Consider the following 14339-nt stretch of genomic DNA (forward strand, 5'->3'; position numbering starts at 1 on the left):
TCCGTTTCCCTTGTACGGAGTATAGCACATGGGTATACTGATGGGTTTTTCTATGATGCACAGAATCTCTTCAGGTGCGCCAAAGCGTTGGGCAGTCCCTTTGAAGGGCGCTGCATCACATGCGCGCGGTGGCGAGCGGGGCGGCCTCTCGACCGCCCCGCCTCGTCATTTCTTGGATTGTGGGCGCCCGCTACAGCTCGACGTCCTCCATGAACTGGTCGAGGGCGACGTCCCAGCTGCGCATGTCGTCACCGATGGTGTCGCGCAGGTGCTTGTTGTCGAGGATCGACCAGGCAGGCCGCGGGGCCGGGGCGCCCCACTCCTCGGTGGTGCATCCCTTGACCTCGCACGCAAGGCCGGCGTTGGCCATGATGCGGCGCGCGAAGTCCGCCCACGTGGTGGCTCCGTTGTTGGTCGCGTGGTACAGGCCGTAGTTCTCGGTGCCGAGCAGCGCGAGGATCTCGTGGGCCAGGTCGCCAGCGAACGTGGGCGAGCCGTGCTGGTCGTCCACCACGGTGATCTGATCGTGGCTGCGACCGAGCTTGACCATCGTGCGCACGAAGTTGTTGCCACGGGTGCCGTAGAGCCACGCGGTGCGCAGGATGAAGGACCGAGGGGCGAGCTCCTGGACCGCCTTCTCGCCGTCCAGCTTGGTGGAGCCGTACACGGTGTTGGGGTTCGCCGGGGCGTCCTCGGGCTGCGGCATGGGGTCGGTGCCGGCGAGCACGTAGTCAGTGGACACATGGACGAGCACCGCGCCGCTGTCGGCGGCTGCCTTCGCGAGGTTCGCGGCGGCGTCGGCGTTGAGCTTCTGGGCGAACTCCGGGTTGGCCTCGCAGCCGTCCACGTTGGTGGCGGCGGCGCAGTTGATGATCGCGTCGAAGTCGCCGTCGGCCACGAACTGGGCCACGGCCTCAGCGTCCGTGATGTCGAGGGGCACAAGGCCGTCGCCCGCCACGTCGCTGGCGACCACCTCCACGTCCGCCCAGCCAGGGTCGATCGCGCCGATGGGCGAGGTGCCGGACGCGATGATGGACTGGAGCTCGCTCCCCAGCTGGCCGTTGGCGCCGGTGATGAGGACCTTCTCGATGCCGTTGACGCTCATGGGCGCCCCTTCCATTGATTGGCGACGATGTGCAAAAAGGGACAGTCCCTTTTTGCACATCTATTTCAGTTCGATGCCCCGCTCGGCGCAGTACTGCGCGAACGGCGCGTGCCTGGTGTCCTTCTCGGACAGGTTGACCTCCACGCCCTCCACGAGCGGCCACTCCACGCCGATGGCGGGGTCGTCCCACATGAGGCCCCCCTCGTCGCCCGGGCGGTACACGTCGTCGCACTTGTAGCAGAACACGGCCTTCTCGCTCATCACGTAGAAGCCGTGGGCGAACCCGCGCGGCACGAAGAACTGGCGGCGGTTCTCGGCGCTGAGCACGACGCCCTCCCACCGGCCGAAGGTCGGCGAGCCGGGGCGCAGGTCCACGGCCACGTCGAAGACCTCGCCCTCCACCACGCGCACGAGCTTGGACTGCGGGTGCTCGATCTGGAAGTGCAGGCCGCGGAGCACGCCCTGGGCGCTCGCGGACTGGTTGTCCTGCACGAAGTCGCAGTCGATGCCGCCGGCCACGAAGTCCTCGCGCTTGTAGGTCTCCATGAAGTAGCCGCGGTCGTCGCCGTAGGCCTTGGCGTCCACCACCGTGACGCCGTCGATGGCGGTCTTGGTGAACGTGAAGTTGCCGGAGGTGATGGTGTCAGGCATAAAGGTCCAATCTAGCTGTAAACGTGCTCCGTCCCCTTGTGCAGGTTAGTCGCGGTGCGAGTGCGGCATGATGCGACCGGCCGCCAGCTCGCGCAGGTGCTGGCCATAGGCGCTCTTGCCGTAGCGCTCCGCGGCCGCGACGAGCTGCTCCTGGTCGATCCAGCCGTTCTCGTAGGCAATCTCCTCCAGGATGGAGACGGGCAGCCCCTGGCTCTTCTCCACCGCGCGTACGAAGTTGCTCGCGTCGAAGAGGCTCTCCATCGTGCCGGTGTCGAGCCACGCATAGCCGAGGCCGAGCGTCACGACGCTCAACGATCCGTCCTCCAGGTACAGGCGGTTGAGGTCGGTGATCTCGTACTCGCCACGGTCGCTCGGTTTGACCTGCTTCGCCAGCTCGCACACGCGCCCGTCGTAGAAGTAGAGGCCGGTCACCGCGTAGTTGCTCTTGGGCTCCGCCGGCTTCTCCTCGATGGAGATCACGTTGTAGCCCTCGTCGAACTCCACCACGCCGAAGCGCTCAGGGTCCTCCACGTGGTAGCCGAAGACGGTGGCGCCGCCCTCCTCTTCCGCGCGGCGGACGGCCTCGCGGAGCAGGCCACGCAGGCCGTTGCCGTAGAAGATGTTGTCGCCGAGCACGAGCGCGCAGGGCTCGCCGTCGATGAAGTCCTCGCCGATGACGAAGGCCTGCGCGAGGCCGTCCGGTGACGGTTGCACCGCGTAGCTCAGGTGAACCCCGAACTTGGAGCCGTCGCCGAGCAGGCGCTCAAAGTTGGGCAGGTCCTGCGGCGTCGAGATCACGAGAATGTCCCGGATGCCGGCCAGCATCAGCACGGACAGCGGATAGTAGACCATCGGCTTGTCGTACACCGGCAGCAGCTGCTTGGACGTGACGTCCGTGAGCGGCGCGAGGCGCGTGCCCGACCCGCCGGCGAGGATGATGCCCTTCATTGGTGCTCCTTCCCCGTGCCTCGCGCGAGCGCTTGTGGCACGGCCGGCCCGTTCCTAGGCGAGCTGCTCCTTCTTGCCGTACATGTTCTGGTAGTAGTCGCGATAGGCGCCGCTCGTGACGTTCTCCATCCAGGGGCCGTTGGCCAGGTACCACTGGATGGTCCGGACGATGCCGTCCTCGAACTTGGTCTCCGGGTACCAACCGAGGTCCTCGCGGATCTTGTCCGGTGCGATGCCGTAGCGACGGTCGTGGCCGGCGCGGTCGGTCACGTAGGTGATGAGTGACTCGTTGATCGAGTCGTCGCCGGTGGCCTTGGCCACCTCGTCGATCACCGTCTTCACGATGTAGATGTTGGAGCGCTCGTTGTGGCCGCCCACGTTGTAGACCTCACCCACGACGCCGTCCGTGGCCACCATGTCGATGGCCTTGCAGTGGTCCTCGACGAAGAGCCAGTCGCGCACGTTGAGGCCGTCACCGTAGACCGGCAGCGGCTTGTGCTGGAGCGCGTTGTTGATCATGAGCGGGATGAGCTTCTCGGGGAACTGGTACGGCCCGTAGTTGTTCGAGCAGCGGGTGATGTTGATGGGCATCCCGAAGGTGTCGTGGTAAGCCACCACGAACATGTCGGCCGACGCCTTGCTCGCGCTGTAGGGGCTGTGCGGCGACAGCGGCGTCTCCTCGGTGAAGAACGTGTCCGGCTCGTCCAGCGACAGCGTGCCGTAGACCTCGTCGGTGGAGACCTGCAGGAACTTGTGGTCGCCCCACTCCCCGCCCACGAGCCACGCGTCCTTGGCGCAGTTGAGCAGGTTCACGGTGCCCATCACGTTGGTGTCCGCGAAGGCGCCGGGGTCCTCGATGGAGCGGTCCACGTGGCTCTCGGCCGCGAAGTTGATCACGTAGTCCGGCTGGTACTCGTCGAACACGGCCTTGATGGCCTCGCGGTCGCAGATGTCCGCCTGCACGAAGACGTGCCGCGGATCGTCCTTGACGGACTTGAGGTTCTCGAGGTTGCCCGCATAGGTGAGCAGGTCCACGTTGACGATGCGGATGTCGCCGTGCTTTTTGAGCATGTAGAGCACGAAGTTGGATCCGATGAAACCGGCGCCGCCGGTGACGAGGTAGGTCTTCAAGTGCGACGGTCCTTTCTTTGCTTACGCACCAAACGTTTCATGTCAGTGGAATGGTACGGGGCGCCCCAAACGACATAGAGAAATGCTCGAAAAGAACAGGTAGACATGGCTGCAGAGAACAACTCCCCCACGCCGGACGACGGCGCAACACCGAACATCTTTATCTTGTTCTTGTTAACGTAGGCTTAAGCCACTAGGGCTGTGGCATTGTGTGAGTGTTTGTGCCACTTCCCAGCGCTCTGATGCTGCGCTCCAGCTCTTGCCGAAAGGATGCCGAACATGGCGAAGCACTTTCGTACGCCAGAAGAGGACTCCGCAGGGTCTCTCCCCCAAGGACCCGTTCGGGGCAACCCCCGTGCCCGCTATCCGCAGGAGCAGCAAGCAGCCCGAAACCAAGCGAATCCCGCACGCTCCCAGGACTCGAACAAAACGCCCGGCTCCGACGAAAACCGCGGCACATCAGAGAAGGCGCCCCGTGGAAGACGCACGCTGGAACCCCTGGACTCCTTCCCTGCCTATACCTTCCCCTCTATGGACGAGACCGCGAATCCCACTCGTCAGGAAGACTCACCCGAAGAAGGCGCTGACCAGCCTCCTCGCCCGCTACCCTACGGCTCGGCGAGCCAGGCGTACGGCCAGTCTGGACGCCGGCGCCGCTCGAATCAGACGCACCGTCATAAACACACCCGACGTCGCTGGCCCTTCATAGCTGCGGGAGTCTTGGTTGTTCTTGTAGTGGCAATCGGAATCTGCGGCGCACTGCTTCTCAACGACGCGCGCTCGCTTAAATCGGAGGTCGCTACTTACACATCGCAGCTCGAGGAGCTGCGGACGGCACTGCTCAGCGGCGACGGAGAGAGCACCTCAAGCGTGGCCAAGTCTCTGGCAGTGACCGCGAACAACATGAAGACCAAGACTGACAGCGCCTTATGGTCCGCCGGAGCCCTCGCGCCGATCTACGGCTCAGACGTGGCACAGGCCCGTCAGCTCACGACGGCGCTCGACAACCTCACAAGCGCAGGCATAGTCCCAGCTGCCGAAGAACTCAAGGGCCACAGAATCCAGGACCTTATCCAGAGCGGCGGCTCCGTGAACCTCGATATGTTGACCCTCCTATCGAATGCGCTCTCGATGCTCAAGGATCCCTTGCAGAGTACCTCGAATACCGTCAACCAAATGAAGCCCTTCCATGTCCAATCGATTGAGGACACGATGGGAAAAGTGCGAGACGGCCTGAGCTCCACGGACACGCTCGTGCAGGAAGCAAGCCAGTTTCTCCCCCAGCTGCCCGAAATGCTGGGCGCGAACGGGCAGACCAAGACCTATCTAATCGTGGCCCTCAACAACGCCGAGCTCCGCTCGTCGGGCGGCTTCCCTGGCTCCTCGGGGGCCCTTTGGGTCACGGACGGCGCGCCCACCATTGGAGATTTCACCACAATTGCGGGACGCCGTGATTTCATCACCGATGCCACTGAGGAGGAGATGACCCTTGTCGATAGCGGCATGAATGACAACCCTGGCGCCGCCACCGCATCTCCCGACTTCGCGCGCGCAGCGTCGCTCTTTGCCCAGAGCTGGGAGCACTACCAGGGAACGAGCGTCGACGGCGTGATCGCGGTGGACCCCAACTTCCTGCAGAGCCTCATGAAGGCGACCGCCAGCTCCGTCATCGTGGACGGCGTCGAGGTCAATGGCGACAACGCAGCGAAGACCCTCATGAGCGACACCTACTGGCGGTACTCCTCCAACACAGAGATGGACGCGTTCTTCGCCGAGACTGCGGCTCAGGCGTTCTCTTCAATCCTGGGCAACATTGACAAGGTCGATGTCTTCAAGCTGGCGGAACTGCTGCAACAAGAAGGCTCTCAGCGCCGGTTCCAGCTGTGGTTCAAGAACGCGGATCAAGAGGCTCTAGTGAAGAGCCTCGGCATGTCCGGCAGTCTCTCCACCGACGAGGAGCGGCCGGTCCTCGGTGTCTTCACGGGCGACTACACGTGGTCAAAGATGGGCTGGTACAACAACACACGGACAACAATCGGTGAAGGCGTCCGGAACGCAGACGGCTCAACGACCTATGACGTCACGACTACGGTGACGAACGAAATCTCCGAAGCCGAAGCCATCGCAGCCCCCACGTACGTGACGGGGGGTAACCCATTGAAGCGCGACAAAGGCGACATGATCAGCATCGTCCTCCTTATGGCTCCGGCCGGTGGTCGCATCAGCGACGTGCAGACGTCTGGAGGCTCTGCATGGTTCAAAGATGGCACGCTGTACGGCTTCAACATGGTGCACGTGGAAACGAACGACAACCCGCAAGAAACCACAACGATTACGTACAAGGTGACGACGGCAACGACAGCCGCCCATGCGATGACCCTGCAAACAACACCACTCGCGCGTTCGTTCGAGTAAAAGCTACAGCAAGGAGTTAGTAGAATGTGGCTGGTTTTTCTCCTTGGCGTGGTGCTCCTCACGCTCGTGCTGTGGACCCCCGGTTATCTCCTTCTCCGGGGTGCAGGCATGTGTCGACTGCAGGCCCTCAGCTTCGCGCCCGCTGTTGGGCTCACCTCGTATGGAGTGCTTGGTACCCTCTACGCATTCGGCAGCCTGAGCACCTCCTGGCTCGGATTGGTCGCACCAGTGACCGCTGCATCGCTCTTCTACTATGTGGTGCAACGCTTCTGTAAGCATGGGAATGCTAGAGACACAAGGCCTATCATTGGCAAGCACATCGAGCACAACCGCACTGAACTACCCCGCAGCGGTTCGGCATCCAACGCTATGGTACTGGCGCTCTACATCGTTGTTGCTCTGGCGCTCACAGGCTGGGTGTTTGTCAAGACGCTCGACGGCCCCGCCTCGTTCGGTCAGTTTTACGACAACTACCATCACCCGTTGATGGTTCGCCAGTTTATTGAGGATGGGCTGTTTTCAGCTAGCAACCCCTTCAGCGATTATCCGCCTCTCTTCTTCACGCCGGCAGCTCTCGTAGGCAGCATGCTGCAGTGCGAACCCACCATGGCTCTCAACATCGCCCTTGTCGTTTTTCTCGGGATGCTACTCCCATGTGGGATGTTTGCGTTCCTGTCAGCCATCCTCGGGCCCAAGACACCCGGCCCCGCAGGTAGCGGGTCGCGCCTTGCGCTCATCTGCGGAGCGTTCACCGCTCCCGCCTGCGCCGCCTTCCCCTGGCGCCTTCTCGTCGGCGCACTCTATCCCTACCTCGCCGGTCTTGTCATGGCTCTCTTTGCCATGGCGGCGCTCGTCCTCCTATTCTCAAGACTGACCACCCATAAACCCAGGTGGATCCTCTGTACGCTCTGGCTGTCTCTTGGCACAGCGATGGCACATCCGAGCGCGATATTCGTGTGTGTCATCTTGATGGTGCCATTTCTTATAAGCCGACTGCTCCGCCTGACATTCCCCAAGCATTGGAGCCTCAGACCGCCTGTCGCCAGGCTGCTACATGTCGCAATCTGTGTCGGATTCGCTGTTGTTGTCTGCGCAGGCTGGATTGCCTTGAACCAAAGCAAGGCTTTCGCGGGTGTGGTTGGTTTCCCCTACTGGTCCGCCTATGGCGACGTCAGCCAGTTCTTTGCCAACCTGGTAACCATGGGCCTCAATCGGCTTGAGGCGCCCCAGTGGATCTTTGCGTTCATGGTCTTCTGCGGCATGGTGTACTGCATTAGCACACGCACCGTTAGATGGACTATCGGTTCATTCATTTTTACTCTTCCATTCTACTATTTCTCCGTCTGCGGAGACGGATCATTACGATCCTTGTTTATTGGTTTTTGGTACAACGACTCTTATCGTATTGATCCTATAGTCGCGATAGCCGCAGTTCCACTCGCATCTCTTGGTCTGTCCGCAATCGTGCAAGCCGTTTGGCGTGTTTTCCTCAATCCCGAAAACGACACGAAGACAAGACAGCAAAGGGTTCTAGCCATTGCCACAGTCGTAGCGTTCTCAGCCATCAATTACTTGCCGAGCTATCAGCAAGGATCCGAGGATTCTCTACAGCAGCAAGTGACAGCTTTTGGTGCAATAAGAACGATGCTCGCTCAGGCGAACACTCTCGCAGATACGCAAAGTGGCCTCACTGGCGAAGAGCTGCAATTTCTCAATGAGGTAAAATCCATTACTAAGGATGATGTTGTGGTGAACATCCCCTTTGACGGGAGCGGTTTTGCTGACGGCGTCAGTGGAGTGAACGTACTTTACAAGAGATGGGATCTTCGCAAGGATGAAGTCAGTAGCATCCAGTCTGGGTTGAAAGATATCGCATTTGATACAAACGTGCAAAGAGACGTCCGATCCGCAAACGCAAAGTATGTGCTGCTTCTAGATCAAGGCACTCTTTCGGGAGAGAATGTTTATCTCCCGGAGACCATGGAGGATTTGGACTGGACCGGACTCACAGAGCTGCACGATCAGACTCCCGGCCTTTCACTTGTATTGTCCGAAGGGGACATGAGGCTATACCGCATTGATTGTGCGTAATCACATCCGCTCATCCAGTGGAGCGTCGGCAACCGCGCGAGAATCGACACGCTGCCATCTTGACAGTGTCGGAGCCGCATCTCCACAGTCTCGGCGCCTCGCCGGCGAAACGCCGAGTCCGACGTTCTCGGTATAGGCCGCGCAAGGGCATCTCCGCTTCTTGGTCGCCACTGACTCAAGGGTGAGGCCGGCCGGCAATCGAGCCCGCAGTATTCGGAGCCGCACTTTCCCCGCTCGACCGAAAAAGGGGTGCTGGGAATCCAATAGTCGGACTCCCAGCACCCCTCCCTCCGCGGTGACGGCGTGATACCCCACTGTTCGCCACTCAATTGCTAGCCATGCGGTCATGTGCAGCGCCACAAGCCGCGTCGTCGCGAATCGTCATTTCGACAAGGATTAGCTTTCGCGCTGCGGCACCAGCCGCATCTTTCGAATGGCATCCACGGCGCTCGCGCTACCAGGCATTTGAATGCTTTACGACAAACTCGTCGGGATCATCCATCAACAGCTCAAGATCAAGCCAGTCCTGCGGCGTGAAATACGAGGAGTCCAGAGAACCATTCTCGCGAGCATCCCGATACTCCTGAGAAATCCGCTTCGCGAACTCGTGGTGATAATCCTCAGTAATACGATTATAATTCCATCGGTATGTTCCGAGTTTGAGAAGATTGATAATCTTTCCAAAGTGTTCAAAGAGCTCTGGATTGCGCTCCATGAATGCTTTCGTGAAAGCATACTCATCACAAACAGAGAATACCTTAGAGTCCGATTTTACTGACGAGTTAGCGTTATCAACGCGATAATGGATATATCCACGGCGCACAATCATAACACGTCGCGCACACATCCATACTTGTTGCACAAATGATGTATCCTGGTAAGAAGCTCCAGGCGTCTCATTGAATCTAATATGATTATCGACAAGCATATCACGCCGATAAAGTGCAGACCATATGATCGGCAGCGCCGTCAGAAGACCCTGGCTCTCCCGCGGATCATAAACATGACGATACTGGAACTCGGTGAAGGGCTCCTGCAGCACATCGCCTTTCTCGGAATGCTCGTAATAGTTTGCTTTCACAAGATCAAGATGGCGGCGCTTCGCCAAAGAGTAGAGATTCTTGTACATATGCTTGTCTGCAAAGTCATCCGACTCAAGAATCCCCACGTACTCGCCCAAAGCATGGTCGAGACCCACATTCATTGTCTCTCCGTACCCACCGTTGGGTTTGGAGATGATTCTGAATCTTGAGTCACGTTCTGCGTAAGACTCCGCAATTGCGAGCGTCGCGTCAGTTGATCCGTCGTCCACGCAGATGAATTCGATGGATCTCAGAGTCTGGTCGGCCAGACTATCGAGACACTGACGAAGGTACTTCTCTACGTTGTACATGGGGACAATGACGGAGACAGCGGGCGCATGCTGCTTCATGTTTCCCTCCCTATTCCTTGACCAGACGGGTCACTGCACGCACCAGGCGCCTCGGCACATCCACCACAGTGCTCCCAATCCGATACGTCACAGAGGAATAGTAACGGTCGAGCGCCTCCTGCGCGTTCGCTGTCTGCTCTGCCTGTACAAGAGCTGTGCGGCGGTTCTCTTCGCTAAGGGTCATCAGAGAGAGACAGAGGGCACGAGCAAGGTCTCTCTCCGTCTCGGCTGCTCTCGCACACACCATGGCATCCTCGAAGAGTCTCCGTGCCGCCAAAGAGCTGAGCACCCGATGGAAGGCCTCCTCGGGCAGCTCCCTAGGCTGCGCACCACCCTCTTCGAAGGCTTGACTCAATTCACAGAGCCGCCCAAAACGCTCGAATCCAACGCTAAGCATCAAATACGTAAGTGCGAGGGAGCACATCGCTCGGTCAACGGCTGCCTCTGTCGGCGCCATGTCCAGAGCCTCAACGAGCAGCAGCGTGTCCTCTTTGATGCCGCTCCAAGGAAGCCTGTCCGCACACGCAGCGGTCACTTCCTGGAACGCAAAGAACGGAACCCGCGTGTAGAGGAAACTGGGCACGAGCAAAGAGCACGCAGTAGAGAGAACCACCGGCGAGGATGCGGCTCGGAGTTTTTGTGACACCAGAAGCCGAGAGCTCTCCTGCACCAGCCTCCGGGAGAACACCTTGTTGGACGGACTCATGGAAACGGCCTCAAGAAAACCAGCGCCAAAGTCCGAAGGTCGATACCATCCCGACGGTAGGCTAGGTTCAGATAGCACAGGTTCGGCGTACTCATACGAATCAAAAACACCGCAGTAATTAGCGGAATCTGTGAAGACCATCAGGTCTGGGCAGACAACGTCCTCCAGAGGCGCGGCCTCCTCGGCAGTCTCAAGATCTGGGCGCAGCGACCCCTTCATCTCCCTCAAGGCAGTGGGCTCAATAAGCAGGCCATTCTCCACCAGCCACACGTTCGAGGAATCAAGTTCGGAAGCCATCTCGACAAAAGGTCGATCGAGAATTCGGACGCGACGATCTCGCTTTGCCAACGCGAAGACCGACTCATCGGGGTCTTTTTCGCATTCCACCCATATGCGAAGGTTCTGTTGCTCCTGGTACTCCAAGCTCCCCAAGGTTTTCTCGTCCGCCGGCTCTCCGTCGGCGACATACAGAACGAAGGTCATCAGCGGTGGCTCGTCGATGATGTCGTGCGCATCGAGCAGGAACTCCAGACGCCGCGTTGCTTCTCTCCCGAGGCGGTAGAGACCCATCCCGTAGCCTGGAAGGTAGACACCTAGGAGCTCGGCCAGTTCGCCTGAAAACTCTTCTCGTTCGTTGAAGGTCATTCGTGACGCCATGTTGTAGAGGAAGGCAATCAGCCAGTAGAGGAGTTCCTCCTCGTATTGTTTGATAAGCCCACGCTCCTGCCACGCGGAGAGGACGGCTCGAGCGGCCTCCAAGTGCTGCCATGCCGCCTTGTTCTCGTTGGGCACATACTCCCCGAGACCCGCTTCCTTATGGATTCGATAGAAGTAAAGTTGATCCTTTGTGAAAGCCACAACCCGGGCGTAGGGGAATACGAAGAACTGGAACGCGTGATCCTCCGCAAGGCGAAGATGCTCGTCGAGACGGAGCCGGTGTTCTTCAAGAAGACTCCGACGGTAGAGTTTGTTGCACATCAACGGATAAGACCCTTGATAGTGCAATAATGCGTCTACGCCATCGCGCACAACGGCGTTGACACAGGCAAATGACGCGTCCGCCCAACCGAGCGTGGGAAACGTCTTGCCTCCGAACACGACGATATCGGCAACCTCTTTTTCTGCGAGATTCCGAAGCTCCTCGCAGGCATGATCCGCCAGCAGGTCGTCCGCATCGACGAACAGAACGTACTCGCCCGTCGCTTGTTCAAGACCCAGGTTACGCGCCGCAGAAACGCCTTCGTTTGCCTTGTGCGTTACCCGAACGCGGGCATCACGCGTGACCCAGCAGTCCAGAAGCTCGGAGGAACCGTCCGTTGAACCATCATCGATGCACAACACCTCGATATTCTTGAGTGTTTGTCCCACCAAGCTCTCAAGACACTCATTGAGGAAACGGTGCGCGTTGTAAACCGGGACAATAATCGAGACATCAGGACAACCCAACACGCTCACCTTCCAATGTTCGCCACCGATCCTCGGGAACTCCAAGGCAATAGCTACCGACGGCAGATTATATGCGGGGCCCGCTGCCTCCGCGTCCGTGACGCAAGCCACCACCGGCAAACCTTCAAGCTGCTAGCAGCCTCTCAGTTTCCGTCCCACCGCTTCTACCAACGAGCCCCAGCCCTTCTCCTGCACGCGATACGCCAAACGTGCGACCAGTGCATCGGCCTCGGTCACGTGTCTCTTTGAAAGGACCCGTAAAACCAGCGCTGTGCCCCATCCCACTCCGGAGTACCCGAAAGCCCTGCACCGGGAGGCGAGTTCGCGAACCGCATTGCATGCCTCATCGCGCTCTGATGGCTCCAGCAGCAACGCCTGCAATCCCACATACTCCACGAGCCATCTCAAGAGCTCCGCAGCCTGGGACTGCAGATAGCCGAGACGATCCGCCTCCGCGAACACCCGGTTCGCAGCCTGAATGTGCTTTTGAACCTTCTCGGATGGGGTTCGCAACGCTTCCCCAGTAAGCGAACCCGGCCGCTTCATTCTGTAGTTGTAAAGCTTTCGAGAGGAAAGCTGAACGCGGTTAGCTTGAGGGTACAACGCAAAGGCAAATACCTCGTCCTCGCCGCAATCACACTGACTGTCGAATCGAATGCCGTTCTTCTCCAGAAAGGCTCTATCTACGGCCATGCGAACCGCATAAGGGGAGGACATCTCCTCGAAGAGCAACTGCGGAGAGAAGCCTTCGAACAACGCATCTCGTGGACTCAGGTGTTCCTGTATCCACGGGTCAGCATACTCTTCGGGAAAACAGCGCCCTCCGAAGGTTAATACGTCCAGAGGCCGCCCCGCTTCGGCCGCCCGCGCGAACGCATTCCACACGACCTCGCAGGTGTCACGATTAACAAAGTCGTCAGGGTCTACAAAGACCAGCACGGCGCCCGATGCGTTCTCGATTCCGACATTGCGTGCCTGGGACACACCGGCGTTTTCTTGTGTCACCACCCGTATCCTGGAATCACGTTCGGAGTACTCGCGCAGGATGGCCGGAGATCCGTCCGTCGAACCATCGTCTACGGCCACAATCTCAATGTCGGGCAATGTCTGGCCAATTAGAGAATCGAAGCATTGGCGCAGATAGGGCTCTACGTTGTACACCGGTACGACGATAGAGACCTTTGGAGCTGCCACTAAAACCCCTCCGAGAATCGCTCGCGAAGAGCCTTGCCCAAGAGCCTCGGGCCACCAACCCGAAGATAGCGACTCAGAATAGCCGCGGCTCCCTTTCCCTGGAAATTCGCCGAGCGACGGGCATCGTAATCGTCAGGGCTTTTCGTCAACTCGAGGAAGTCCGCCTGGGCCCACGGTGCGAAACAAGAGAAGTCTATGCGACCTTCGACCCAGTCCCGATGCAGCTCGTCGGCAATCCGATTGCGGTACTCACCACGCACCTCAGGCGCCAAGCGGTCATAGTTCCACAGGTAATTTAAGAACTTTGCGTACGCCACTGCGCCGCGAACATCCTCGAACCGGCCGGGGTCCTCGTCAAGAAACCGCGTCACCTCATCATGCTCGTCACACACGCAAAAGACCTTTTCCGGCGATTTCACCGAGGAGTTCTCGTTGTCCTGACGATAACGAATGATTACATGATCAACGAACGCAACCCGCTCAGCGCATGCCCAGACCTTATAGGCGAAACTCGTGTCCTGATAAGACGCCCCCGGGGTCTCCAAGAACCGAATCCTCTCCTTGCGCAGAAAGTCACGAAGATAGAGGCCGCTCCAAATGGATGCAGGCAGAGCGAAGAGCTGAGTCAGCTCCCGGGCGTTGTGAACTCCCTCTGGCCAGTCGGACTCAACGATGGCCGCTCTCTCATGGCGCTCAGGAGAGGACCAGTAGTACTCGAAGTCGCCCTTAACCACCTGAGCGTCGGTAACGCACGCGGCATCGACAAGCACTTGAAGACCCTCGGGCACCATGACGTCATCCGACTCGAGAATCGACACGTAAGTCCCCCGAGCTTCGTCCAGACCTCGGTTCATAGAGGCACCGTAGCCCGAGTTGGATTTATCGATGGCACGAAAACGAGAGTCCCGGTCCAAAAACGCCTGGATGATGGCGCGCGAGCCATCTGTCGACCCATCATTGATGATGATTGCCTCAAAGTCCTGGAACGTCTGAGCCACGAGAGACTCGAGGCACTCCTCGAGATATCGCTCAACGTTGTAGACGGGGACAAGCACGCTGACGACGGGTGTGGACATGGGGTCTCTCTTCTCGGCCATTGGGTGCACGAAGCCTAACAAAACCAGATGAAGATACTGCGGGAACAGCACTGAGACCACTTTGCCGGCAACTCCTCTATGGCCTCTGGGTCCTGATAGCTTCGCCGACGAATGCGGACCGTC

General features: G+C 59.2%; 10 protein-coding genes. 2 read left to right on the plus strand and 8 right to left on the minus strand.

Annotation, left to right across the window (positions count from 1 at the left end):
* Positions 1-190: 190 nt before the first annotated feature.
* Genes rfbD through rfbB form a run of 4 tightly spaced genes read right to left on the minus strand, consistent with a single transcriptional unit; the run spans position 191 to position 3835 of the window.
* The gene (gene rfbD / locus QJ043_RS08710) at positions 191-1105 is read right to left on the minus strand and encodes a dTDP-4-dehydrorhamnose reductase (RefSeq protein ID WP_283713316.1); all 915 of its coding nucleotides are present in this window, start codon (positions 1103-1105) and stop codon (positions 191-193) included.
* 60 nt (positions 1106-1165) lie between these two features.
* Positions 1166-1756: a dTDP-4-dehydrorhamnose 3,5-epimerase gene (gene rfbC / locus QJ043_RS08715; RefSeq protein WP_283713317.1), complete on the minus strand. Its 591-nt coding sequence runs from the start codon at positions 1754-1756 to the stop codon at positions 1166-1168.
* A gap of 45 nt (positions 1757-1801) precedes the next feature.
* Entirely contained in the window at positions 1802-2704 is a 903-nt protein-coding gene (gene rfbA, locus QJ043_RS08720) for a glucose-1-phosphate thymidylyltransferase RfbA (protein WP_283713318.1), read from the minus strand.
* Between the two features lie 54 nt (positions 2705-2758).
* Complete coding sequence (gene rfbB, locus QJ043_RS08725) at positions 2759-3835, minus strand: dTDP-glucose 4,6-dehydratase (RefSeq protein ID WP_283713319.1); 1077 nt, start codon at positions 3833-3835, stop codon at positions 2759-2761.
* Positions 3836-4366: 531 nt separating this feature from the next.
* Between rfbB and QJ043_RS08730 the strand changes: the two genes are divergently transcribed.
* Both QJ043_RS08730 and QJ043_RS08735 read left to right on the plus strand, forming a co-directional pair.
* Complete coding sequence (locus tag QJ043_RS08730; protein WP_283722801.1) at positions 4367-6250, plus strand: DUF4012 domain-containing protein; 1884 nt, start codon at positions 4367-4369, stop codon at positions 6248-6250.
* A gap of 24 nt (positions 6251-6274) precedes the next feature.
* The gene (locus tag QJ043_RS08735; protein ID WP_283713321.1) at positions 6275-8341 is read left to right on the plus strand and encodes a DUF6541 family protein; all 2067 of its coding nucleotides are present in this window, start codon (positions 6275-6277) and stop codon (positions 8339-8341) included.
* A gap of 454 nt (positions 8342-8795) precedes the next feature.
* On the opposite strand, the gene QJ043_RS08740 is transcribed toward QJ043_RS08735, so the two are convergent.
* Genes QJ043_RS08740 through QJ043_RS08755 form a run of 4 tightly spaced genes read right to left on the minus strand, consistent with a single transcriptional unit; the run spans position 8796 to position 14276 of the window.
* Complete coding sequence (locus QJ043_RS08740) at positions 8796-9773, minus strand: glycosyltransferase (protein WP_283713322.1); 978 nt, start codon at positions 9771-9773, stop codon at positions 8796-8798.
* 10 nt (positions 9774-9783) lie between these two features.
* Complete coding sequence (locus QJ043_RS08745) at positions 9784-12036, minus strand: glycosyltransferase family 2 protein (protein ID WP_283713323.1); 2253 nt, start codon at positions 12034-12036, stop codon at positions 9784-9786.
* A gap of 21 nt (positions 12037-12057) precedes the next feature.
* On the minus strand, positions 12058-13119 hold the full coding sequence (locus QJ043_RS08750; RefSeq protein ID WP_283713324.1) for a glycosyltransferase family 2 protein: 1062 nt from the start codon (positions 13117-13119) through the stop codon (positions 12058-12060).
* Entirely contained in the window at positions 13119-14276 is a 1158-nt protein-coding gene (locus tag QJ043_RS08755) for a glycosyltransferase (RefSeq protein ID WP_283713325.1), read from the minus strand. Before QJ043_RS08755 ends, QJ043_RS08750 begins: the two co-directional genes overlap by 1 nt.
* Between the last annotated feature and the right edge of the window lie 63 nt (positions 14277-14339).

The organism is Kribbibacterium absianum (genome assembly GCF_030067705.1).
Lineage (GTDB): Bacteria > Actinomycetota > Coriobacteriia > Coriobacteriales > Atopobiaceae > Kribbibacterium > Kribbibacterium absianum.

What these genes read in the sequence shown, in the direction of transcription:
- QJ043_RS08730 (WP_283722801.1), top strand. Translation starts at nt 4,367, where the DNA reads ATGGACGAGACCGCGAATCCCACTCGTCAGGAAGACTCACCCGAAGAA.
- rfbA (WP_283713318.1), bottom strand. Translation starts at nt 2,704, where the DNA reads ATGAAGGGCATCATCCTCGCCGGCGGGTCGGGCACGCGCCTCGCGCCG.
- QJ043_RS08735 (WP_283713321.1), top strand. Translation starts at nt 6,275, where the DNA reads ATGTGGCTGGTTTTTCTCCTTGGCGTGGTGCTCCTCACGCTCGTGCTG.
- rfbD (WP_283713316.1), bottom strand. Translation starts at nt 1,105, where the DNA reads ATGAGCGTCAACGGCATCGAGAAGGTCCTCATCACCGGCGCCAACGGC.
- QJ043_RS08740 (WP_283713322.1), bottom strand. Translation starts at nt 9,773, where the DNA reads ATGAAGCAGCATGCGCCCGCTGTCTCCGTCATTGTCCCCATGTACAAC.
- rfbC (WP_283713317.1), bottom strand. Translation starts at nt 1,756, where the DNA reads ATGCCTGACACCATCACCTCCGGCAACTTCACGTTCACCAAGACCGCC.